This window comes from Kocuria sp. SL71, from assembly GCF_026672465.1.
GTDB classification, from domain to species: Bacteria; Actinomycetota; Actinomycetes; order Actinomycetales; family Micrococcaceae; genus Kocuria; species Kocuria palustris.
Genome location: NZ_JAPPRE010000001.1, coordinates 1,283,061 through 1,307,319, shown reverse-complemented (window position 1 = coordinate 1,307,319; position 24,259 = coordinate 1,283,061). Strand labels below are relative to the sequence as shown.

Here is a 24,259-nt window from a genome sequence, read left to right as displayed (position 1 = left end):
GGGCGGGCCGACGCGCACGTTCCGCCGTGCTCAGGCGTGCTCGTCGAGCAGCGGGATCACGTTCTCGCGACCGAACTCCTGGGCCACGGCCCGAGCCGGCTGGAAGCCGGTGTCCTGCCCGGCCCCTGCCTCGAGGAGGCGTCGGGTGATGGCCTCGTTGCCGCGGAACACGGCGCAGATCAGGGCGGTGAAGCCCATGTCGGAGACCCGCTCGGTGTCGGCGCCGGCCTCGAGCAGCATCGCGACCGTGTCCTCGTGCTCGTGATAGGCGGCCAGGTTCAGCAGGGTGTCGCCCTTGCCGTTGGTGAGGTTCACCGGCACCCCCGCCTCCAGGGCCTGCCGCAGCTGATCGGTGCTGCCCTCGCGGGCCAGGTCGAACATCTGGTTCAGCAGGGCGAGCTCCTCCTCGCTGAGCTGCGGCGCGCCCTGCCCCGTCTGAGGTGAGGCTCCCGCCGGGGACTGGCCTTCGGCGTCGGGGGAGGATGGGCTCGTGCTGTGCTCGGACATGGTGCTCCTTGGCGGGGTCGGGGCGCCGACTGCGAGATGATGGCGGTCAGAGGCCGCCCGCGGTCGTGCTCGGGGATCGACCACCCAGTATCCCGCCTGCCGACGCGCCCCGGCAATGCATAAATACAACACGCTGTGTATAGTCATGCACAGAAGACCTGAAGCATCGAACCTCTCAAGGAGACACTCATGACCGAGCGCGTCGTACTCGCCTACTCGGGCGGCCTGGACACCTCCGTCGCCATCGGCTGGATCGGCGAGGCCACCGGGGCCGAGGTCGTGGCCGTGGCCGTGGACGTCGGACAGGGCGGTGAGGACCTCGAGGCCATCCGCCAGCGCGCGCTGGACTGCGGCGCCGTGGAGGCCGTGGTCGCCGATGCCCGCGACGAGTTCGCCGAGCAGTACTGCATGCCGGCGCTGAAGGCCAACGGCCTGTACATGGACTCCTACCCGCTGGTCTCGGCCGTCTCGCGCCCCGTGATCGTCAAGCACCTGGTGGATGCGGCCAAGCAGTTCGGCGCCACCACCGTCGCCCACGGCTGCACCGGCAAGGGCAACGACCAGGTCCGCTTCGAGGTCGGCATCCAGACCCTGGGCCCGGACCTCAAGTGCATCGCCCCGGTGCGCGACCTGGCGCTGACCCGCGAGAAGGCCATCGACTACGCCGAGCGCAATGACCTGCCGATCGTGACGACCAAGAAGAACCCCTTCTCGATCGACCAGAACGTGTGGGGCCGCGCCATCGAGACCGGCTTCCTCGAGGACATCTGGAACGGCCCCACCAAGGACGTCTACGACTACACGGACGATCCCGCCTTCCCGCCGGCGCCCGATGAGGTCATCATCGGCTTCGAGCAGGGCATCCCCGTCTCGATCGACGGCCGCCCGGTGACCCCGCTCGAGGCCATCCAGGAGATGAACCGCCGCGCCGGCGCCCAGGGTGTGGGCCGCATCGACATCGTCGAGGACCGCCTGGTGGGCATCAAGTCCCGCGAGATCTACGAGGCCCCCGGCGCCATGGCCCTGATCGCCGCGCACCGGGAGCTCGAGAACGTCACCGTCGAGCGCGAGCAGGCCCGGTTCAAGAAGACCGTCGGCCAGCGCTGGACCGAGCTGGTCTACGACGGCCAGTGGTTCTCCCCACTGAAGAAGTCCCTGGACTCCTTCATCGACGACACCCAGCGCTACGTCAACGGCGACATCCGCATGACCCTGCACGCCGGCAAGGCCACCGTCACCGGCCGTCGCTCGGAGACCGCGCTGTACGACTTCAACCTGGCGACCTACGACGAGGGCGACTCCTTCGACCAGTCCCAGGCCCGCGGCTTCATCGAGCTGTTCGGCATGTCCTCGAAGGTCGCCTCCGCTCGCGACCAGCGCCTGGCTGCCGAGGGCAAGTGAGGCTTCTGCTCTGAGCATCCTGGCTCGTCACGGAAGGCGCGGCGGCCCCTCCTCCCTTGACTGCTTCGCTTGACGTCTGCGGGAGGAGGGGCCGCCGCGCCTTCTCCCGTCCGCGACGTGGTCGGCCGGCGTCCGTCGTTCGCGGACCCGGACGCGACTCCCTCCCGACGACCTCGCGAGGAGCCCCGTGTGCAGACCTTCACCGGATGATGCCCTGCACACGCGGCCCCTCGGGAGGCTGCGACGGCCTGCTTCGGTGACGTGAGGCTGCGAGGCGTCGGCGCGGGGGATGGGCGGTGGGCCCCTTCCGCAGACGTCAAGCGAAGCAGTCAAGGAAGGGGCCCACCGGCCATCCCGTACCAAGTGAACGACGAACCCACACACCTCCAGCCCTAAGCTGGGACCAGTAGACGGAAGCGATCGAGGAGCAGCACCAGTGGCAGAGCACGTCAAGCACGGGACCAACGAGGGCGCGCTGTGGGGAGGCCGCTTCGCCGGCGGACCGGATCAGGCCCTGGCGGCGCTGTCCAAGTCGACGCAGTTCGACTGGCGCCTGGCTCCGTACGACATCGCCGGCTCCCGCGCCCACGCCCGCGTGCTGCACGCCGTGGACCTGCTCACCGACGACGAGCTCGCGGGCATGATCGAGGCGCTCGATCAGCTCGAGGCAGACGTCCGCTCCGGGGCCTATCGGCCTGCCGAGTCGGACGAGGACGTGCACGGCTCCCTGGAGCGCGGGCTGATCGAGCGCGCCGGCCCGGAGCTGGGCGGCAAGCTGCGCGCGGGCCGCTCGCGCAATGACCAGATCGCCACCGAGGGCCGCATGTACCTGCGCGATCACGCCTCGATCATTGCCAAGGAGCTGCTGGACGTCGTCCGCGCGCTGGTCCAGCAGGCTGAGGCGCACCCGTTCGCCCCCATGCCGGGGCGCACGCACCTGCAGCACGCCCAGCCGATCCTGCTCTCGCATCACCTGCTGGCCCATGCCTGGGCCATGGTCCGCGACGTCGAGCGCTTCGCGGACTGGGACCGCCGCGCGGCCGTCTCCCCGTACGGCTCCGGCGCTCTCGCCGGGTCCACGCTCGGGCTGGACCCGAACGCCGTGGCCCAGGAGCTCGGTTTCGACTCCGCGGTCCACAACTCGATCGACGGCACCGCCTCGCGCGACGTCTACGCCGAGTTCGCCTGGATCTGCGCCATGCTCTCGGTCGACGTCTCCCGCATCTCGGAGGAGATCACCACCTGGGCCACCAAGGAGTTCTCCTTCGTGACCCTGCACGACTCGTTCTCCACGGGCTCGTCGATCATGCCGCAGAAGAAGAACCCGGACGTGGCGGAGCTCGCCCGCGGCAAGGCGGGGCGCCTGATCGGCGATCTCACGGGTCTGCTGGCCACGCTCAAGGCCCTGCCGCTGGCCTACAACCGCGATCTGCAGGAGGACAAGGAGCCGGTCTTCGACGCCATCGATCAGCTCGAGGTCCTGCTGCCGGCCGTCTCCGGGATGGTCGCCACGCTGAGCTTCCACACCGAGCGCATGGCCGAGCTGGCACCGCGCGGATTCGCGCTGGCCACGGACATCGCCGAGTGGCTGGTCCGCCAGGGCGTGCCCTTCCGCGACGCCCACGAGATCTCCGGCGACGCCGTGCGGGTCTGCGAGCAGCGCGACATCGAGCTGTGGGACCTCACCGACGAGGACTTCGCTGCCATCGACGAGCGCCTCACCCCGCAGGTGCGCGAGGTCCTGACCCTGGAGGGCTCCCTGCGCTCGCGGTCCTCGCAGGGCGGCACCGGTCCCGACGCCGTCGCCGCTCAGCTGGCGGCGCTGAAGGAGCGCCTGGCGGCTCTGGAGGCCTTCGAGAACCGCGCACCCGTCGTCCAGGCCTGAGCGGACGGATGCACGAGAGCGCAACAGCTGATCTGGACCCTCAGCTGCTCGAGCTGCTGCAGCGCCCGGCCCCGGAGGCCGCGCCGCTGCTGCTGGGGTGCCTGCTCACCACCATCACCCCGCAGGGCCGCGTGACCGTGCGCCTCACAGAGGTCGAGGCCTACGGCGGGCCCGCGGACACGGATCTGCCGGACCCCGGAGCGCACACCTACAACGGGCGCACCGCGCGCAATGCGTCCATGTTCGGCCCGGCCGGTCACGCCTACGTGTATTTCACCTACGGGCTGCACCATGCGCTGAACCTGGTGTGCCGCCCGCAGGGCATCCCCGGCGGCTGCCTGCTGCGCTCCGGCGAGGTCGTCGAGGGCCAGGAGCTGGCCGTGGCCCGTCGCAGCGCCCGGCGGGCCTCGGAGCCCGCGGCGGTCTCCCTGGCCCGTGGCCCGGGCAACCTCGCCCAGGCCCTGGGGCTCGGCCTGCAGGACGACGGCGCGCCCCTGCGCGGCCGCGCGCACGACGACGGCGGCCGGCACCTGGTGCTCGCACCGGGGAGCCCTCCGCAGACGATCGTGACGACCCCGCGCACAGGGGTCTCGGGGAGGGCGGCACGGAGCGGTTCCCATGGCGCTTCGCCGCCCAGGGCGACCCCACGGTCTCCCCGTACCGTCGTGCGACGCCCAAGAAGCGGCGCACCCGCGGCGGTGGCACTAGCATGGCCGGGTGACTCAGCCCAGCCCTGCTCCCGTGCCCGCCCCGCGACCCGAATCGGTCGAGGAGATGATCGACCGGCTGTGCGCAAAGATCCCGGACTACCCCGAGCCCGGGGTCCTCTTCCGGGATCTGACGCCGCTGTTCGCCGACGGGGCCGCCTTCGCCCGCGCCGTGGACGCCCTGGGTGAGGCCTTCCGGGGGCAGTTCGAGTACGTGGCGGGCATCGAGGCGCGCGGCTTCCTGCTGGCCGGTGCGGTCTCGCGCGCCACGGGCGCCGGCGTGATCCCCATCCGCAAGGAGGGCAAGCTGCCCCGGGAGACCTACCGGGAGAGCTACCAGCTCGAGTACGGCTCGGCCGTGCTGGAGATCCACACCGACGACGTCGCCCGCGGTTCCCGCGTGCTCGTGGTCGACGACATCCTGGCCACCGGCGGCACGCTCGAGGCGAGTGCCAAGCTGCTGCACCGCGCGGGGCTGCACATCGCGGGCTTCGGGCTGCTGATGGAGCTGACCGACCAGCGCGGCCGAGGCAAGCTGGGCGGGCACCGCACCCGGGCCCTGTATCGCGTCTGAGAGCCGGGAGGTCCCGCCGCGATCCGCTGAGGGCGGACGACATGAAGCGCTGCGGGCAACCTCCTGTTCATGCCCGGGGGATTAGCATGACTGGTTCCCCGATCGCGGCTGATCGGGGAGGTGGACGTTTCAAGGAGCACGAGCACATGACGGATGTCGCCAGGAGCAGCGGTGCTGGGACCGGCCTGCCCGACGACCGCGGGCAGGGCCACGGCAGCGCAGTGGACGAGCAGCTGGAGATCGAGCAGCGCTACGTCACGGGGCTCTACGACCGCCTGGACGAGCTGCGACGCGAGAAGGCCGATGAGCTGGCGCGCGTGCGCCGCACGGACATGGGCACGGGACATCAGTCCCGCTCGGAGCGCGATGCCTTCGCCACCCACTACGAGGACCGGCTCGCCCAGCTCGAGGCCGTCGACAAGCGGTTGGCCTTCGGACGCCTGGACACCACCGAGACCGGAGAGGCCTCCACGCGCTACATCGGGCGCATCGGCCTGGCCACGGAGGACCACCGACGCCTCCTGGTGGACTGGCGCGCCCGCGAGGCCGCCGCGTTCTACCAGGCCACGGGCCGCAGCCCCATGGGCGTGCGCCGCCGTCGCCACCTGATCCTCGACGGACGCCATGTCTCGGCGATCGAGGACGACGTCCTGGACCCCGAGCTGCTCGACGATGAGTCCGTCCTGCAGGGCGAAGGCGCTCTGCTGGCGGCGCTGAACTCCAAGCGCACGGGTCGCATGACGGACATCGTCGCCACGATCCAGGCCGAGCAGGACCGGATCATCCGCGCCCCTCTGCAGGGCGTGCGCGTGGTCCAGGGCGGTCCGGGCACCGGCAAGACCGCGGTCGCCCTGCACCGCGCGGCGTTCCTGCTCTACGAGCACCGGGAGCGGCTGCGCAAATCAGGGGTGCTGCTCGTCGGGCCGTCGTCGTCGTTCCTGTGGTACATCGACCGCGTGCTGCCCTCTCTGGGCGAGACGGGCGTGGTGATGTCGTCGCTGGCCGATCTGTTCCCCGGGATCCACGGCGCGCCGGAGCGCGACCGCGAGGTCGCCGGTCTCAAGGCAGGCCTGGAGATGGTCGACGTCATCAAGCAGGCGGTCAAGGACCGGCAGAAGCTGCCCGAGCGCGACCTCGTGCTCACCGTGGACTCGCACCGCGTGGTGCTGACCCGGCAGCTCGCCCGACGGGCCCGCGAGAAGGCCAGGGGCACGGGCAAGCCGCACAACGAGGCCCGCGCGACCTTCGTGAAGATCATCCTGCGCGAGCTCGCCGAGAAGCTGGGGGAGGAGCTCGACGCCTCCTCCGGCAACGCGATCGATCGCTCCTACCTGGTGGAGGACCTGCGCCAGGCCCCCGAGGTGCGCCGGGCCGTGAACCTGCTGTGGCTGCCGCTGTCGGCCGAGACGCTGGTGCGCCAGCTCTTCGCCAAGCGGCGCTACCTCGACTCGGCCTTCCGCCACCTGAGCCCCGCCCAGCGGGACCAGCTCGAGCGCCCGGCCGCCGCTGCGCTGACCGTCTCGGACGTCCCGCTGCTGGACGAGGCCGCCGAGCGCCTGGGGACCCTCGAGGACGCCGGCGTGCGGATGCGCACCGGTGAGGCGGAGCGCGCCAAGGCCACCGAGATGGCCGAGCGGGCGCTCTACAACATGAGCCAGGCCCTCGAGGACGTCGGGGTCGACGGCGTGGTGAGCGCCAGCGACCTCACGGAGTTCAACGAGGAGCAGGAGCACCGGATGACCGCGGCCGAGGCCGCGACCTCCGATCGGACCTGGGCCTACGGGCACGTCGTGGTGGATGAGGCGCAGGAGCTGACGCCCATGCAGTGGCGGGTGCTCATGCGCCGATGCCCCATGAAGTCGTTCACGGTCGTCGGCGATATCGCCCAGGCCGGCTCGGCCTCGGCCGCCGCCTCCTGGGGCGAGGCCCTGGCGCCCTTCGTGGGGGAGCGTTTCAGCCTGGAGGAGCTCACCGTCAACTACCGCACGCCTGAGGCGGTGGCCTCGGTCGCCGCGGCCGTCGCCCGCGCCGCCGGTCAGCACGTAGCCGCTCCGCGGGCGGTGCGCGAGGGGGAGCCGCCGATCATCGCGCAGCTGCCCGCTCAGGCCGACGACGCCGCGATCATGCGCGCGATCGACGACCAGCTCGAGGAGGAGCTCGAGGTCGTCCAGGGCGGTCTCGTGGCCGTCATCGCCCCGGAGGAGCGCGTGCGCGGCATCGGCCGGCATCTCTCCGAGCGCCTGCCCGGCAGGGTGGGCGCGGGTGTGCGCCGGCTGGAGCACCAGGTCGTCGTGCTGTCCACGTGGGATGCCAAGGGCCTGGAGTTCGACTCCGTGGTCCTCGTGCAGCCGCAGGAGATCATCGACGAGTACCGCGGCGTCGGATCCCTGTACGTGGCCATGACCCGTCCCACCCAGAGGCTGCGCACCGTCTCGGCCGGCCCGCTGCCCGCCGGCTACGACGGCGTCCGCGCCTGAAACCCCTTCCGCTTCCGCAACCCGAGAGGTACCCCGACGTGATCCCGACACCCACCACCGCGATCGATCTGGCGGCCCAGCACAACGACCCCGACTTCCCGGGCATCTGGGAGGAGCTGAACTGGCGCGGGCTCGTGCACGTGTCCACGGACCGGGCGGCCCTCCAGGAGCTGCTGGACGGGGAGCCGATCACGTTCTACTGCGGCTTCGACCCCACGGCGGCCTCGCTGCACCTGGGGCACCTGGTGCAGCTGCTGACCATGCGCCGGCTGCAGCTGGCGGGGCACCGTCCGCTGGGGCTCGTCGGCGGCTCGACCGGACTGATCGGCGATCCCCGCCAGACCTCGGAGCGGGTGCTGAACACTCGCGAGGTCGTGGAGCAGTGGGTCGGGCAGCTGCGCGAGCAGATCGAGCGCTTCCTGTCCTTCGACGGCGACAGCGCCGCTCGCATGGTCAACAACATGGACTGGACCGGCGAGATGTCGGCGATCGACTTCCTGCGCGACATCGGCAAGCACTTCCGCGTGGGCACCATGATCAAGAAGGAGATCGTGGCCAAGCGGCTGAACTCGGAGGAGGGCATCTCCTACACCGAGTTCAGCTACCAGATCCTGCAGGGCATGGACTTCCTGAACCTGCACCGCGAGTACGGCTGCATGCTGCAGACCGGCGGCTCGGATCAGTGGGGCAACCTGACCTCGGGCACGGAGCTGGTGCGCAAGGTCGAGGGGACCGCGGTCCAGGCCATCGGCACGCCGCTGATCACCAACTCGGACGGCACCAAGTTCGGCAAGTCCGAGGGCAACGCCATCTGGCTGGACCCCGAGCTGACCTCGCCGTACGCCTTCTACCAGTTCTGGCTCAACACCGCCGACGCCGATGTGCTCGACCGCCTCAAGGTCTTCACCTTCCGCACCAGCCAGGAGATCGCCGAGTTCGAGCGCAAGGTCGCCGAGGAGCCCTTCCGCCGAGAGGCGCAGAAGCAGCTCGCGTGGGATGTGACCGTGCTGGTGCACGGGGCCCAGGCCACCGAGCAGGCGATCGCGGCCTCCGAGGCCGTGTTCGGCAAGGGGGACCTCGGCGCTCTGGACGAGCAGACCCTGGCCGCGGTGATCGGGGAGCTCCCCTCGGCGACCGTGGGTGCTGAGGATCGAGCGCTGATCGACCTGCTCGTGGCCACGGGGCTGTCGACCACCCGCTCCGAGGCGCGACGCACCCTCCAGGAGGGCGGCGTCTCCGTGAACAACCAGAAGGTGCAGGGCATCGAGGCTCAGCTAGAGGACGAGCAGCTGCTGCACGGCCGGTACGCCCTGCTCAAGCGCGGCAAGAAGAACATGGCGGGAGTCGTGCTGGGGGAGTGACCCGAAAGGCACCTTCATGCGGGTGCGCGCCTGGCTCGGCCCCCGAGGCCCGCGGCTGTCAGCCGCGGGGCTCGGGGGCCTCGTCGTGGTCCTCGGCCGGCGGATGAGGGCTTCCTGTGGGGTGCAGCACAAACGGCCCAGATGGTTTGCGGGGGGGCGCAGGGGGTGTGTAATGTTCTTCTCTGTCGCCGCGAGCGGCCCGCCGGTTCGAACCGGTGCGGCGCAGCGGCAGGATCACCGATCCGGATGATCCTGCGTCGACACAACCATTGAACGGCTCGATCGAGCAGATCGCTTCGCCCTGCACTGCATGGGCGTGGGGGGATCGGATCGAAGGAGCCGGGTTGTGAAGACCGGGTGAAGCGAGTACGATGATCTGGCCGCACAACGGTGAACGAGAGATGAACGAAGGTTCGGGTCTCGTGAGCTGCGGCGGCTGAAGGAACTGATCTTCGCGGGCCTGGTGAAACGGGCTGGTTGATCGTCTGTTGTTTGAGAACTCGATAGTGTGCCAAATTGTCTGCTGATACCAGTTCAAGCAATTTTTTGTTTGGTTGGATCAGCTGATGCGTCAGTGCGTCTCGTTCCCGTGACGTGCTGGCGATCTTATTTTTGATTCCAGCCAGGTATGGTTTTTCGTTTTTCAACGGAGAGTTTGATCCTGGCTCAGGACGAACGCTGGCGGCGTGCTTAACACATGCAAGTCGAACGCTGAAGCACCAGCTTGCTGGTGTGGATGAGTGGCGAACGGGTGAGTAATACGTGAGTAACCTGCCCTTGACTCTGGGATAAGCCCGGGAAACTGGGTCTAATACTGGATGCTACATGTCACCGCATGGTGGTGTGTGGAAAGGGTTTACTGGTCTTGGATGGGCTCACGGCCTATCAGCTTGTTGGTGAGGTAATGGCTCACCAAGGCGACGACGGGTAGCCGGCCTGAGAGGGTGACCGGCCACACTGGGACTGAGACACGGCCCAGACTCCTACGGGAGGCAGCAGTGGGGAATATTGCACAATGGGCGAAAGCCTGATGCAGCGACGCCGCGTGAGGGATGACGGCCTTCGGGTTGTAAACCTCTTTCAGCAGGGAAGAAGCCACAAGTGACGGTACCTGCAGAAGAAGCGCCGGCTAACTACGTGCCAGCAGCCGCGGTAATACGTAGGGCGCAAGCGTTGTCCGGAATTATTGGGCGTAAAGAGCTCGTAGGCGGTTTGTCGCGTCTGCTGTGAAAGCCCGGGGCTTAACCCCGGGTGTGCAGTGGGTACGGGCAGACTAGAGTGCAGTAGGGGAGACTGGAATTCCTGGTGTAGCGGTGGAATGCGCAGATATCAGGAGGAACACCGATGGCGAAGGCAGGTCTCTGGGCTGTTACTGACGCTGAGGAGCGAAAGCATGGGGAGCGAACAGGATTAGATACCCTGGTAGTCCATGCCGTAAACGTTGGGCACTAGGTGTGGGGGACATTCCACGTTTTCCGCGCCGTAGCTAACGCATTAAGTGCCCCGCCTGGGGAGTACGGCCGCAAGGCTAAAACTCAAAGGAATTGACGGGGGCCCGCACAAGCGGCGGAGCATGCGGATTAATTCGATGCAACGCGAAGAACCTTACCAAGGCTTGACATATACCGGATCGTTCCAGAGATGGTTCTTCCCCTTTGGGGTCGGTATACAGGTGGTGCATGGTTGTCGTCAGCTCGTGTCGTGAGATGTTGGGTTAAGTCCCGCAACGAGCGCAACCCTCGTTCCATGTTGCCAGCACGTGATGGTGGGGACTCATGGGAGACTGCCGGGGTCAACTCGGAGGAAGGTGGGGATGACGTCAAATCATCATGCCCCTTATGTCTTGGGCTTCACGCATGCTACAATGGCCGGTACAAAGGGTTGCGATACTGTGAGGTGGAGCTAATCCCAAAAAGCCGGTCTCAGTTCGGATTGAGGTCTGCAACTCGACCTCATGAAGTCGGAGTCGCTAGTAATCGCAGATCAGCAACGCTGCGGTGAATACGTTCCCGGGCCTTGTACACACCGCCCGTCAAGTCACGAAAGTCGGTAACACCCGAAGCCGGTGGCCCAACCCTTGTGGAGGGAGCCGTCGAAGGTGGGACTGGCGATTGGGACTAAGTCGTAACAAGGTAGCCGTACCGGAAGGTGCGGCTGGATCACCTCCTTTCTAAGGAGCTTCACTCTGGTCGCCGTGTGGCGGCCCGCCCGCGCACCGCTTACTTGGTGTGGGGGTTGTTTTGGTGAGACCCGCTGCACCTGGCCCGTTTCGAGGGCCCGGTGGTGGGTTCGTGCTCATGGGTGGAATATCAGCGGACGAGGCAGCCGGTGCGACCTTCGGGTTGTGGTGGGTGTCTGATCACTGTCTGGTGTCTGCGTGCTTGCTTGGTGCGTGGGTGCTGTTGACGGTTGGTGGTTTGGTGCACTGTCGGGTCCTGGAACAACAGGCCCCGTCACCGTGGTCCTTGCCTTCGGGTGGGGGTGTGGTGGTTGGGTGTGTGTTCTGTGGCTTGCTTCAGGTAGCTGCGCACGGTGTGTGTGGTGAGGGGGCGGCTGGTGTTGTTTGAGAACTGTATAGTGGACGCGAGCATCTTATTCTTTATGTGAGAATATTTTTGTGTGTCTGTTTGAAGATTACTAAGGGCGCACGGTGGATGCCTTGGCATCAGGAGCCGATGAAGGACGTGGCAATCTGCGATATGCCTCGGGGAGCCGATAAGCGGGCTGTGATCCGAGGATTTCCGAATGGGGAAACCCCGTCGTCTGTGAGGGCGATGACCTGTATCTGAATACATAGGGTGCAGGGGGGAACGCGGGGAAGTGAAACATCTCAGTACCCGCAGGAAGAGAAAACAACAGTGATTCCGTGAGTAGTGGCGAGCGAAAGCGGAAGTGGCTAAACCGTCTGTGTGTGATACCCGGCAGGGGTTGCATGGGCGGGGTTGTGGGAGCATCAGTGCCCGGTCTGCCGGCTGGGTCGTGTGAGTGCAGCGTGATAGTCGAATCATCTTGAGTGGTGTGCCGTAGAGGGTGTGAGTCCCGTAGACGAAATCATTGCTGCCGCGCGTGGTGTTTCCCGAGTAGCACGGAGCCCGTGAAACTTCGTGTGAATCTGCCAGGACCACCTGGTAAGCCTGAATACTACCTGATGACCGATAGCGGACCAGTACCGTGAGGGAAAGGTGAAAAGCACCCCGGGAGGGGAGTGAAATAGTACCTGAAACCGTGTGCCTACAAGCCGTCGGAGCCTTTTGGGGTGACGGCGTGCCTTTTGAAGAATGAGCCTGCGAGTTAGTGTCATGTCGCGAGGTTAACCCGTGTGGGGTAGTCGTAGCGAAAGCGAGTCTGAAGAGGGCGTTGAGTGGCGTGATCTAGACCCGAAGCGAAGTGATCTACCCATGGCCAGGTTGAAGCGCGTGTAAGAGCGCGTGGAGGACCGAACCCACTTCAGTTGAAAATGGAGGGGATGAGCTGTGGGTAGGGGTGAAAGGCCAATCAAACTTCGTGATAGCTGGTTCTCCCCGAAATGCATTTAGGTGCAGCGTCGTGTGTTTCTTGCCAGAGGTAGAGCTACTGGATGGCTGATGGGCCCCAACGGGTTACTGACGTCAACCAAACTCCGAATGCTGGTAAGTGAGAGCACGGCAGTGAGACTGTGGGGGATAAGCTTCATAGTCGAAAGGGAAACAGCCCAGACCACCGACTAAGGCCCCTAAGCGTGTGCTAAGTGGGAAAGGATGTGGAGTTGCTCAGACAACCAGGAGGTTGGCTTAGAAGCAGCCATCCTTGAAAGAGTGCGTAATAGCTCACTGGTCAAGTGATTCCGCGCCGATAATGTAGCGGGGCTCAAGTACACCGCCGAAGTCGTGGCAATGCACATTTCCGCACACCGATCCTGTCAGGGCTTTTGGGTTCTGGTGGGGTGCTGTGTGGTGACTGTAATGGTTTTGTGTGTGTTGGGTAGGGGAGCGTCGAGCGGGTGGTGAAGCTGCCGGGTGACCGAGTGGTGGAGCCTGTTCGAGTGAGAATGCAGGCATGAGTAGCGAATGACGGGTGAGAAACCCGTCCGCCGAATGATCAAGGGTTCCGGGGTCAAGCTAATCTGCCCCGGGTGAGTCGGGACCTAAGGCGAGGCCGACAGGCGTAGTCGATGGACAACGGGTTGATATTCCCGTACCGGCGAAGAACCGCCCATACTGAACTGGGGATACTAACCACCGGTTCCACCCGTTTCTCATGCGCCACTTTGTGGTGTGTGGTTGTGGTGGGATGCGTGGGACCTGATCCAGGGAGGTAAGCGTGTTAACAGGTGTGACGCAGGAAGGTAGCCGAGCCAGGCGATGGTAGTCCTGGTCTAAGCGTGTAGGGCGAGTCATTGGTAAATCCGTGGCTCATATAGCTTGAGACGTGATGGGACCCCTTTGGTGGGGGATTCGGTGATCCTATGCTGCCGAGAAAAGCATCGACGTGAGGTTCTAGCCGCCCGTACCCTAAACCGACACAGGTGATCAGGTAGAGAATACTAAGGCGTTCGAGAGAATCATGGTTAAGGAACTCGGCAAAATGCCCCCGTAACTTCGGGAGAAGGGGGGCCCGGACCCTGATATGCCCTTGCGGTGTGGAGGGGGTAAGGGTCGCAGAGACCAGGGGGAAGCGACTGTTTATCAAAAACACAGGTCCGTGCGAAGTCGTAAGACGATGTATACGGACTGACTCCTGCCCGGTGCTGGAAGGTTAAGAGGACCTGTTAGACGCAAGTCGAAGCGGAGAATTTAAGCCCCAGTAAACGGCGGTGGTAACTATAACCATCCTAAGGTAGCGAAATTCCTTGTCGGGTAAGTTCCGACCTGCACGAATGGAGTAACGACTTCCCCGCTGTCTCAACCATGAACTCGGCGAAATTGCAGTACGAGTAAAGATGCTCGTTACGCGCAGCAGGACGGAAAGACCCCGAGACCTTTACTATAGTTTGGTATTGGTGTTCGGTGCGGCTTGTGTAGGATAGGTGGGAGACTGTGAAGCGGACACGCCAGTGTTCGTGGAGTCGTTGTTGAAATACCACTCTGGTCGCTCTGGATATCTAACTTCGGCCCGTGATCCGGGTCAGGGACAGTGCCTGATGGGTAGTTTAACTGGGGCGGTTGCCTCCTAAAGAGTAACGGAGGCGCCCAAAGGTTCCCTCAGCCTGGTTGGCAATCAGGTGTTGAGTGCAAGTGCACAAGGGAGCTTGACTGTGAGAGTGACGGCTCGAGCAGGGACGAAAGTCGGGACTAGTGATCCGGCGGTACATTGTGGAATGGCCGTCGCTCAACGGATAAAAGGTACCTCGGGGATAACAGGCTGATCTTGCCCAAGAGTCCATATCGACGGCATGGTTTGGCACCTCGATGTCGGCTCGTCGCATCCTGGGGCTGGAGTTGGTCCCAAGGGTTGGGCTGTTCGCCCATTAAAGCGGCACGCGAGCTGGGTTCAGAACGTCGTGAGACAGTTCGGTCCCTATCCGCTGCGCGCGTTGGAAATTTGAGAAGGTCTGTCCTTAGTACGAGAGGACCGGGACGGACGAACCTCTGGTATGTCAGTTGTACCGCCAGGTGCATGGCTGATTGGCTACGTTCGGGAGAGATAACCGCTGAAAGCATCTAAGCGGGAAGCTTGCTTCGAGATGAGATTTCCTTCCTCCTTTGTGGGGGTGAGGCTCCCAGGAGACTACTGGGTTGATAGGCTGGATGTGGTAGCGAGGACTGACGACTCGTGGAGCTGACCAGTACTAATAAGCCGATGATCTTCACACACACAACATGTCTTGCAGCCCCGTTTGGGGTGTGAATAGCAGCGTGTTTCGCGTCCACTGTACGGTTTTGGAACAACACCGTCCCACAACCACTGAATGTCCTTCGGGGTGATGTGGTGGTGGGTGGTAGGTTCGTGAACAGGTTTCCACGCGCACTGCGGTGTGTGGTGGTGGCAGGTTTGCGGTGGTTATAGCGTGAGGGAAACGCCCGGTCCCATCCCGAACCCGGAAGCTAAGGCTCACAGCGCCGATGGTACTGCACTCTGATGGGTGTGGGAGAGTAGGTCGCCGCCGCAATTATTTGTACGGAGAGAGGCTGATCGCTGACTCCTTGTCTTCACCGTGAGGGTGAGGATGAGTCGAGTCGCGGTCGGCCTCTTTCCGCGTACCTAGATGCTTTGTGCCCCCTCCTGCTGAGTGGATACCTGATTGCGCTATGAGGGCCTTTAGCGCAATTGGGGATCCACTCGAATGCCGGTCAAGGGCCAGCTTCGGTGAGGGGGGATGCGGCCGTGAGCAGCGAAGCGAAAGACAGCACCTGCGCGCGATGACGCCGCAAGCTGAGCTGCCGCCCCACGACGATTGGATGCTCAATTGCGTTGTCGGCGTCCTCAACGCAATTGAGCATCCAATCGATCTCAGGGGCCGGTGCCGGTTCTGAGTAGGACTGAGGGCCGTTCGGGGCATCGGCACGGGCAGCTCTGGACCCCGCTGCGCCTGGGTGCGGAGCCGGGGCTGGCTCCCGACGCTCGAGTGGACCCTCAGTTGCGGTATCGGCGTCCTCAATGCAGCTGGCGATCCACTCGAACAGGGGAGTGGGTGTTTCCGCTCCAGAAGCTCTCCTGGCTCTGTCTGCCGGCTCTCGGCCGCCCTGGCCCTGTCTGCCGACCCTCCGCGGGCCCTGCTGGCTTGAGACGTGATTCGAGTGTGCGCTGCCTTGCGCTGAGGGGTGTTTCAGCGCAAATGGGTATCCACTCGGCGAGAGGCAGTGGCCTTGGCCGCTCTTGTCGTCATGGCGGGGCCGTGGGCTTCTGGGGGTGTGGTGTCGTTTTCCGCTGCGGTGCGGCACTGGTGCTCGCGGTGCGGTGAGACGAATGACGAAGGCCCCGAGCCTCCTCCAGAGAGCTCGGGGCCTTCGCGTCGTCCGCGCTCAGGGCGCGGGGAGCAGATCACACAGCAGACGGCCGCGGATCCTCAGCGACAGCGTCGTCGTCGATGTCCTCCGACTTCTTGTAGAAGCGGTCGATGGCCACGGCGATCGCACCGTCACCGGTCACGTTGGTGGCCGTGCCGATCGAGTCGATGGCCACGTAGGTGGCGATCATGATGGAGATTGCAGTCTCGTCGAAGCCGAGCATGGACTGCAGGATGCCCACGGCGGCCATGATGGCACCGCCGGGAACGCCCGGTGCGGCGACCATGGTGATGCCGAGCATCAGGATGAAGCCGAAGTACTGCACCGGATCGATCTCGATGCCCGTGACCATCATGACGGCGGTGGAGAACAGCACGATCTTCACGGTTGAGCCGGCCAGGTGGATCGTGGCGCACAGGGGGATCGTGAAGCCGGCGACCTCCTCGCTCACCCCGTTGTTCCGGGTGGCCTGCAGGGTCACCGGGATGGTGGCCGCGGAGGAGGACGTGCCCAGGGCAGTGAAGTAGGCCGGCAGCATGTTCTTGAGCAGGCGGATGGGGTTCTTCTTGGCGATGGCCCCGGCGATCACGTACTGCAGGAGCAGCAGGATGATCGTGAGCACGAACGCGGTGATGACCACCTTGAAGAACGTGGAGATGACCGTCCCGATCTGCCCGTTCATGGTCAGCGACAGGAACGAACCGAACACGTAGACCGGCAGCAGCGGGATCACGATGCGGGTGACCACGAGCATGATGATGTCGCGCAGCTCCTCCAGACCGCTCTTCAGCGTGGTCCCGCGAACCATCGTGATGCCCACGCCCACGCAGAAGGCGAGCAGAAGCGCGGTCATGATGTCGAAGGGCGGGGGCATCTCGATGCTGAAGAACGACGACAGCGACTCCTCCGAGGGATCGCTCAGTGCGCCGCCGTCGTGGGTCTCATCGGCCAGCAGCGACGGGAACAGCGCCATCGAGGTGCCGAAGGCCATGAGGCCGGCACAGATGGTGGAGCCGTAGGCCACGGCGGCCGTGATCAGCAGCCACTTGCCGGCGCCGCGCCCGAGATCCGCGATCGCCGGAGCGACGAGGGCCAGGATCAGCACGGGGATCAGGAAGCCGAGGAAGCCGCTGAAGACGCCGTTGAACGTGACGAAGACGCGAGCGATCGGTTCCGGGAAGAACAGGCCGCACAGGGCGCCGAGCACGATGGCGACGACGATTCTCGTCAGCAGTGAGGACAGCATTCGATGGAGCATGGAGGGTCTTTCTTCGGGGTGTGGGGAGGCGGCCCTGAGACCAGCTGTGGTGCGCTCGCTCAGGTGCTGCGACCGATTCTGCGATCGGCGGACGAGTAGACTGTGCCGTCCATGGCTCAGAGGCCGCATCCGCTGCGGCCTCACTATGGCACGACTGCGCTCGGATGAGCTGCAGATCACGGAATTGTTGAACACATATCTGCGCGACGCGCACCGGAGGACTGAGATGGCCGAGGCCTGGTCGCAGGACAGCAACGATCGCGGCGAGGACCGGGGCGGCGATCGTCGGACTCCGGGGCGGGGTCGCGATGATCGCGGCGGCTCCGGATACCGATCGTCGGGGCAGGGGCGCAGCGGCGCCCGGCGTGACGATCGCCAGGGTTCGGGCCGCGGCTTCCGCGACGACGCGCGCGGCGGATCCCGCGATGGTGAGCGACGCGGCTTCCGCGGCGACGATTCCCGCAGCGGGCGCGACGCACGCGGCGGATTCTCGCGCGAGGGCCGCGGCGGCCAGGGACAGCGCTCGGACGGTCCTCGGCGTGATTTCCGCGGCGACGATCGCCGTGGGGCTCAGGGCGATCGCTCGGAGGGCCCGCGCGGGGACTTCCGCGGCGATGATCGTCGTGGTGGCCGGGAGGGGCGCTCCGGCGGTCCGCGTAGGGACTTCCGCAGCGATGATCGTCGGGGTGGCCGCGATGAGCGCTCGGGTGCTCCGCGCAGGGACTTCCGCGGCGACGATGGGCGTCCGGACGACCGGGGACCCCGTCGTGACTTCCGGGGCGGCTCTCAGGGCGGCGGCTCCGGTCGTCGCTGGGAGGACCGCGGCGGGCAGCGCCGTGACGAGCGCAGGGATGATCGCGGCCCGCGTCGGGACGGCGATCGCCCCGGCGGGCGCGACGATTCCCGCGGCGGCGCGCGCTCTGGCGAGCGGCGCAGCAGCTGGGGCGATGACCGTCGCGGAGGACAGTCCCGCTCGACATGGCGCGACGAGCCGCGTCACAGCAGCGAGGCACGTCGCGGCGGCGAGGGGCGTCGCGACGAGCGCAGGGACGACCGTCGAGGCCCGGGCACTCGCCCCGACGGCGGTCGGGACGGCGCCCGTGATGACCGTCGCGGCGGCTCCCGCGGCTCCGACTCCCCGCGGGGGCTCCAGAGGAGGGGGCTCCCGCGATGGCCAGCGTCGGGGCTTCCGCGGCGAAGACTCGCGCGGCGGGCGTAGGGATGATCGGCAGGGCGGCTTCCGCGGGGAGCGTCGGGACGATCGTCGCGGCGGCCAGCGGCGGACGTCGAGCTCCTTCGAGGAGCGCGGCCGTCCCGTGCGCGCACCGCGTCCGGAGGTCGATGCCGACATCACCGGCCAGGAGCTGGACCGCGACGCCCAGTTCCAGGTGCGCGCGCTCGAGGCCGACAACGCCGAGGCCGTCTCGCAGCACCTGGTGATGGTCGCCCGCTACATCGAGGACGATCCCGCCTTCGCGCTGGAGCACGCCCGCTACGCCGTCAGCCGCGCCGGTCGCGTGGCCGCGGTCCGCGAGGCTGCAGGCGTGGCTGCCTATGAGAACGGCGAGTACCACGAGGCCCTCAAGGAGCTGCGCACGTACCGCCGCATGACCGGCGACGACATCCACCTCCCCCTGATGGTCGACTGCGAGCGGGCCCTGGGCCGTCCGGAGAAGGCCCTGGAGCTGGCGACCTCGGAGGGCGTGACCGAGCTTCCGGCCGATGCCCGCGTGGAGCTGGCGATCATCGTGGCAGGGTTGCGCCGGGACGAGGGCGACGCCGACGGCGCCCTGAAGGCCCTGGAGATCCCGCAGCTGGACCGCAACCGCGGCTTCTCCTACAGCCCGCGCCTGTTCCGCGCCTACGGCGAGGCTCTGCGCGGCGTCGGGCGGGAGAAGGAGGCGACCGCCTGGGACCGGCAGGCCCTCGTGGCAGAGGCCGCTCTGGGCACCGGCCCGTTCGAGGACCCGGAGATCGTGGACCTGGGCGAGGACGAGATCGGAGTGGAGCTCGACTCCGCCGAGGGTGCCCAGCGCGACATCGACCGGGTCTCCGACGTCACCGGGCAGTCCGACGCCGAGGCCGAGGCGGACGACGCGGCGCAGGGCTCCGAGGAGCCCGCTGCGCAGCATCAGCCGGGTCTCGACGACGAGGACCTCGCCTCGATGGGCGGGGAGTCGGCCTCCGCCGACGGCTTCGACGACGATGAGGATCCGGCGCCGTCGTCGGGCCCAAGCGGCATCGTCCGCGACGCCGCCGCCGATGACGAATCCCTCGCGGACGGTGCTGCGAGCGAGGGCGAGACGGAGCAGGAGGACTCCTGAGATGACTCGGCGACTGATCGACGGTTGCGACGCGATCCTGGCCGACCTGGACGGCGTGGTCTACGCCGGTCCCGGGGCGATCTCGGAGGCTCCGGAATCGCTCGAGCGGGCCAAGTCCGAGGGCGTGCCGGTGATGTTCGTGACGAACAACGCCTCGCGCGCCGTCGAGACGGTCGCCGAGCACCTCAGCGAGCTCGGTGTGGCGACCCGCGGCGAGGACGTGGTCAGCTCCGCGCAGGCCGCCGCCCAACTGCTCAGCGACCGCCTTCCGGCCGGATCGCGGGTGCTGATCACGGGGGCCCAGGCGCTGTCGGACTACATCGCCGAGGCCGGCCTGACCCCGGTGAGCTCCCAGCACGACGACCCCGTGGCGGTCGTCCAGGGATTCGACCCGGAGATCGGCTGGAGCGATCTGGCCGAGGCGGCCTACACCCTGGCCGATGCCTCGGTGCTCTGGATCGCCACGAACACCGACGGTTCGATCCCGCGCGAGCGGGGCATCGCCCCGGGCAACGGGACGCTGGTGGACGCGGTGGCCAGGGCGACCGGGCGCACCCCGGAGGTCGCGGGCAAGCCCGAGGCCCCGATCTTCCGCACCGGCGCCCAGCGCCTGGGGGCTCAGCGCCCGCTGGTGGTCGGCGACCGGCTGGACACCGACATCCTGGGCGGCAATCGCGCCGGCTTCGCGACCGCCCTGGTGCTCACCGGCGTGGATACGGTGCGCACCGCCCTCGGTGCGATCACCGACGAGCGCCCCGATCACCTCATCGCCGATCTCACGGGGCTCTTCGCCCCGGAGGCGGAGATCGCCGTGGAGGAATCGGACGGCGCCAGCATCGCGCGCTGCGGTGCCGCGCAGGCCACCGCGCACGACGACGGCCTGCGGATCTCCGGTGATGAGGACGACCTCGACGCCTGGCGCGCCGCCTGCGCCGCCTGGTGGGTCCGGCATCCGCAGGTCGACACGGCCTCGATCCCCGAGATCGAGTGGACGGCGGCATGACCCAGTCGTTCGAGCCCTCGCAGAGCCCCGGGGTCCAGCGCGTCCTGCAGGACCTCGAGGACCTGGACCAGCGCCCCGTGGGCGAGCACGCCGCCGCCTATCAGGACGCCCACGAGCGGCTGACCCGCGAGCTCGAGTCCGCGCAGTCGCGCATCGCCGGTGCCGGCGGGACGTCGTGAGCTCTGAAGGACCGAGCGCCGAGCGGCTGGACCGCGCCCTGGTGACCCGGGGCCTGGCGCGCTCGCGCACCCTGGCCGCCCGATGGATCGCCGAGGGCCGCGTGAGCGTGGACGGGCAGCGCACGAGGAAGGCCTCGCTGCTGGTGGCCGCGACCTCCGGGGTGGAGCTCGAGGAGGCCGAGGGCCCCGAGTACGTCAGCCGCGCCGGGCACAAGCTGGTAGGGGCGCTCGAGGCGTTCCCGGACGTCGTCGTGGAGGGGCTGCGCTGCCTGGACGCCGGAGCCTCCACCGGGGGATTCACCGACGTGCTGCTGCGGGGCGGGGCACGGGAGGTCGTGGCCGTGGACGTGGGCCACGACCAGCTCGTGCCGCAGCTGCGCGCGGATCCGCGGGTGCGCGTGCACGAGGGCCTGAACCTGCGCTACATGGCCCCCGAGGACATCGGCGGCCCTGCCGAGCTGACCGTCTGCGATGTCTCCTTCATCTCCCTGACCCTGGTGATCGCACCGCTGGCGGCGGCCACCCTGCCCGGCGGGCACCTGCTGCTCATGGTCAAGCCGCAGTTCGAGGTCGGAGCGGATCGACTGGGCCGCGACGGAGTGGTCGCCTCGGAGCAGCAGCGCCTCGAGGCGGTCGAGAAGGTGGCGGCCGCAGGCGTCGCTGCGGGCCTGATCGAGCTCGGGCGGACGCGCTCGCCGCTGCCGGGCCAGGACGGCAACCATGAGTTCTTCCTGCACCTGCAGCGTCCGGTGCCGGCGTCGTCCTGAACCCGAGGGCAGAACCGGGCCCTCCGTGTGCCGTCGGTCGGAGGACGTAGGGTGGAGCGCATGATCGACGACTCCGGCATGCGCGCGCCCGCCTCACGACGCATCCTGGTGCTCGCCCACATGGGACGTCCGGAGGCCCGGGTCGCAGCCCAGCAGACACTGCGCCAGCTGGCCGACTCCGGCGTGGAGGGCGTCCTGACCGCCGAGGACCGCGACGCCATGCTGCGCGCCCCGGAGGTGGACGAGCTGCCCCCGGTGGGAGTGGTGCCGGACAACTGCGCGCTGTCGGACATCGAGCTGGTGGTTGTGCTCGGCGGCGACGGCTCCATCCTGCGCGCCGCGGAGGTCGTCCGCGACGTCGAGGTCCCGCTGCTGGGTGTGAATCTGGGCCATGTGGGGTTCCTGGCCGAATCCGAGCGCTCCGGCCTGGCGGAGACGGTCCAGGCCGTCGTCGACGGCCGCTACACCGTCGAGGACCGCATGGCCCTGGACGTGCGGGTCTGGCACGCGGGACGCCCCGTGCTGCACACCTGGGCGCTGAACGAGGCCTCGGTGGAGAAGGGCGACCGCGAGAAGATGCTCGAGGTCGTCACCGAGGTGGACCGCAGGCCCCTGTCGTCCTTCGGCTGCGACGGCGTCATCATGGCCACACCCACCGGTTCGACCGCCTACGCGTTCTCCGCCGGGGGACCGGTCGTGTGGCCGGAGGTCGAGGCGCTGCTGATGGTCCCGCTCTCGCCGCACGCGCTGTTCTCGCGGCCGCTGGTCGTCTCGCCGTCGTCCATGATCGCCGTGGAGGTGCTCACCCGCACCGATGCCCGCGGCGTGCTGTGGTGCGACGGCCGCCGCACGGTCGAGCTGCCTCCGGGATCGCGCATCGAGGTCACCCGCGCCGAGCGGCCCGTGACCCTGGCGCGCATGCATCGCACGCCGTTCTCGGAGCGCCTGGTCAAGAAGTTCGGCCTGCCGACCGCAGGCTGGCGCGGCCCCGTGGAGCGGGACGAGATCTCGGACGCCACCTCCACGCTGCCGATCGTCCAGCCGGACTACCGCACGACCATCCGCCGCCAGGAGCCGGGCACGCCTCAGCACCTGTCCGTGGGCCAGGAGATCCCGCAGGCCGATCGTCCGGAGGAGGGCTCATGATCGAGGAGATCCACATCCGCGATCTCGGGGTGATCACCGATGCCGTGCTCCCCCTGGGGCCGGGGCTGACGATCCTCTCCGGCGAGACCGGCGCGGGCAAGACCATGGTCGTGACCGCCCTGGGCATGCTGCTGGGACGCCGCGCCGACGCCGGCGCTGTGCGCGTGGGCGCAGAGAAGGCCGTGGCGGAGGCCGTCGTGAACGTCCCGTCCGATCACGCCGCGGTGGCTCTGGTGGAAGACGCCGGGGGAGACGTCGACCACGAGCAGGACCGCGCCTCCCTGCAGCTCAGCCGCACCATGGCCGCCACGGGGCGCTCGCGGGCGCACGTGGGCGGACGCAGCGCCCCGGTGGCTCGGCTCGGCGAGCTCGGCGAGACCCTGGTGGCCGTGCACGGGCAGTCGGATCAGCTGCGGCTGACCTCGGCGGCCGCGCAGCGCCATGCGCTGGACACGTTCGCAGCCGTGCACGACACCGGCTCGGCACGCGGTCGGAAGAAGGCCGCCGAGAGCCGGGGCTTCGAGGAGCTGCTGGGCGAGTACCGTGCGGCGCTGTCGTCGTTCGAGGCCGTCGAGGCCGAGCTCTCCGAGATCCGCGAGAAGGGCCGGGAGCGCGCGCTCGAGGCGCAGTCGCTGCGGGCCGCGCTCGAGGAGATCGACGCCGTCGAGCCGGTCAGCGGTGAGGACGAGGCCCTGAACGCCGAATCGCAGAAGCTCACGAGCCTCGAGTCGCTGCGCGGCGCCTCCATGACCGCGCACGCGGCGCTGTCGGGAAGCGAGGAGGATCCGGACGCGGCGTCGTCGATCCTGCTGGTGGACCGGGCGCTGTCCGCCCTCGACCAGGAGGCCGACTCCGATCCCGAGCTCGAGCAGCTGGCCCAGCGCGTGCGCGAGCTGTCCGTGCTGACCAACGACGTCGCGGCGGATCTCTCCGCCTACGCGACCGGCCTGGACGAGGACGGCCCGGCGCGGCTGGCCGAGGTCGAGGCCAGGCGCGCGGCCCTGCGCGGGCTGACCAAGACCTACGGCGCGGACATCGACGAGGTCCTCGCCTTCGCCGAGACCGCTCGCACCCGGCTGGAGTCCCTCGGCGATGATCCCCACCGCGAGGAGCAGCTCAGCGCGCAGCGCGATCAGCTGCTGGAGGCCCTCGAGGCCCAGGCCGGCGAACTCACGCAGCGCCGCCGCGGCGCGGCCGAGCAGCTGGCGCAGGAGGTCGGCACCGAGCTCAAAGCGCTGGCCATGCCCAACGCCGCGCTGATCGTCTCCGTCGAGCCCTCGCAGCGCTTCGACCGCTGGGGCCGCGACACCATCGAGTTTCTGCTGCGCGCCCACGCCGATGCCTCGCCGCGGCCTCTGGGCAAGGGCGCCTCCGGCGGCGAGCTCTCGCGCCTGATGCTGGCGCTGGAGGTCGTGCTGGCCGCCGTCGACCCCGTGCCCACGTTCGTGTTCGACGAGGTCGACTCCGGCGTGGGCGGCAAGGCCGCCCTGGAGATCGGCAGGCGCCTGAAGATGCTGGCCCAGAACGTGCAGGTGCTCGTGGTGACGCACCTGCCGCAGGTCGCGGCCTTCGCCGATGAGCACGTGCTCGTGACCAAGAGCTCGGACTCGACCGTCTCGGATGTGAGCGTGCTCTCGCAGGACGAGCGCGTCATCGAGCTCGCCCGCATGCTGGCGGGCCACGAGGACTCCGAGGCGGCCCAGGAGCACGCCCGCGAGCTGCTGCGCGATGCCTCGGCCTAGCG

General features: G+C 67.6%; 14 protein-coding genes and 3 rRNA genes. 15 read left to right on the top strand and 2 right to left on the bottom strand.

What is annotated here, in order from left to right; translation table 11 throughout:
- Window positions 1-30: 30 nt before the first annotated feature.
- Entirely contained in the window at window positions 31-507 is a 477-nt protein-coding gene (locus OVA15_RS05820; RefSeq protein WP_006214541.1) for an ankyrin repeat domain-containing protein, read from the bottom strand.
- A 189-nt stretch (window positions 508-696) separates the two neighbouring features.
- Here OVA15_RS05820 and OVA15_RS05815 point away from each other — a divergent pair, with 189 nt between their 5' ends.
- From OVA15_RS05815 to rrf, 9 genes are all read left to right on the top strand, one after another.
- Window positions 697-1,908, top strand: coding sequence for an argininosuccinate synthase (locus OVA15_RS05815; protein WP_006214542.1), 1,212 nt, complete (start codon window positions 697-699; stop codon window positions 1,906-1,908).
- 436 nt (window positions 1,909-2,344) lie between these two features.
- A complete protein-coding gene (argH, locus tag OVA15_RS05810) occupies window positions 2,345-3,793 on the top strand; it encodes an argininosuccinate lyase (protein WP_006214543.1) in 1,449 nt (482 codons plus the stop codon).
- 8 nt (window positions 3,794-3,801) lie between these two features.
- Complete coding sequence (locus OVA15_RS05805) at window positions 3,802-4,689, top strand: DNA-3-methyladenine glycosylase (RefSeq protein ID WP_326493262.1); 888 nt, start codon at window positions 3,802-3,804, stop codon at window positions 4,687-4,689.
- The gene (locus OVA15_RS05800) at window positions 4,571-5,074 is read left to right on the top strand and encodes an adenine phosphoribosyltransferase (protein WP_326493304.1); all 504 of its coding nucleotides are present in this window, start codon (window positions 4,571-4,573) and stop codon (window positions 5,072-5,074) included. Before OVA15_RS05805 ends, OVA15_RS05800 begins: the two co-directional genes overlap by 119 nt.
- A 146-nt stretch (window positions 5,075-5,220) precedes the next feature.
- Window positions 5,221-7,551, top strand: a complete 2,331-nt coding sequence (locus tag OVA15_RS05795; protein ID WP_259870373.1) for a HelD family protein — start codon at window positions 5,221-5,223, stop codon at window positions 7,549-7,551.
- A 38-nt stretch (window positions 7,552-7,589) separates the two neighbouring features.
- Entirely contained in the window at window positions 7,590-8,912 is a 1,323-nt protein-coding gene (gene tyrS / locus OVA15_RS05790; RefSeq protein WP_268143709.1) for a tyrosine--tRNA ligase, read from the top strand.
- 643 nt (window positions 8,913-9,555) lie between these two features.
- Window positions 9,556-11,082 (top strand): 16S ribosomal RNA (locus OVA15_RS05785).
- Between the two features lie 457 nt (window positions 11,083-11,539).
- Window positions 11,540-14,703, top strand: a 23S ribosomal RNA gene (locus OVA15_RS05780).
- A 180-nt stretch (window positions 14,704-14,883) separates the two neighbouring features.
- Window positions 14,884-15,000: ribosomal RNA gene (gene rrf, locus OVA15_RS05775) — 5S ribosomal RNA — on the top strand.
- Together the 16S, 23S and 5S rRNA genes form the textbook arrangement of a ribosomal RNA operon.
- A gap of 872 nt (window positions 15,001-15,872) precedes the next feature.
- On the opposite strand, the gene OVA15_RS05770 is transcribed toward rrf, so the two are convergent.
- The gene (locus tag OVA15_RS05770) at window positions 15,873-17,096 is read right to left on the bottom strand and encodes a dicarboxylate/amino acid:cation symporter (RefSeq protein ID WP_268143707.1); all 1,224 of its coding nucleotides are present in this window, start codon (window positions 17,094-17,096) and stop codon (window positions 15,873-15,875) included.
- A gap of 1,316 nt (window positions 17,097-18,412) precedes the next feature.
- Between OVA15_RS05770 and OVA15_RS05765 the strand changes: the two genes are divergently transcribed.
- From OVA15_RS05765 to recN, 6 genes are read left to right on the top strand one after another with little or no spacing between them, the layout of a single operon-like run.
- The gene (locus tag OVA15_RS05765; RefSeq protein ID WP_268143705.1) at window positions 18,413-19,420 is read left to right on the top strand and encodes a hypothetical protein; all 1,008 of its coding nucleotides are present in this window, start codon (window positions 18,413-18,415) and stop codon (window positions 19,418-19,420) included.
- Between the two features lies 1 nt (window position 19,421).
- Window positions 19,422-20,423, top strand: a complete 1,002-nt coding sequence (locus OVA15_RS05760) for an HAD-IIA family hydrolase (protein ID WP_268143703.1) — start codon at window positions 19,422-19,424, stop codon at window positions 20,421-20,423.
- Entirely contained in the window at window positions 20,420-20,602 is a 183-nt protein-coding gene (locus OVA15_RS05755) for a hypothetical protein (RefSeq protein ID WP_006215836.1), read from the top strand. Before OVA15_RS05760 ends, OVA15_RS05755 begins: the two co-directional genes overlap by 4 nt.
- A complete protein-coding gene (locus OVA15_RS05750; RefSeq protein ID WP_268143701.1) occupies window positions 20,599-21,369 on the top strand; it encodes a TlyA family RNA methyltransferase in 771 nt (256 codons plus the stop codon). The genes OVA15_RS05755 and OVA15_RS05750 overlap by 4 nt, the downstream gene beginning before the upstream one ends.
- Before the next feature lie 60 nt (window positions 21,370-21,429).
- A complete protein-coding gene (locus OVA15_RS05745; RefSeq protein WP_235586709.1) occupies window positions 21,430-22,515 on the top strand; it encodes an NAD kinase in 1,086 nt (361 codons plus the stop codon).
- Window positions 22,512-24,257 (top strand): DNA repair protein RecN, encoded by a 1,746-nt coding sequence (recN, locus tag OVA15_RS05740; RefSeq protein ID WP_268143699.1) that lies wholly within the window; start codon window positions 22,512-22,514, stop codon window positions 24,255-24,257. Before OVA15_RS05745 ends, recN begins: the two co-directional genes overlap by 4 nt.
- The last annotated feature ends 2 nt before the right edge of the window (window positions 24,258-24,259 follow it).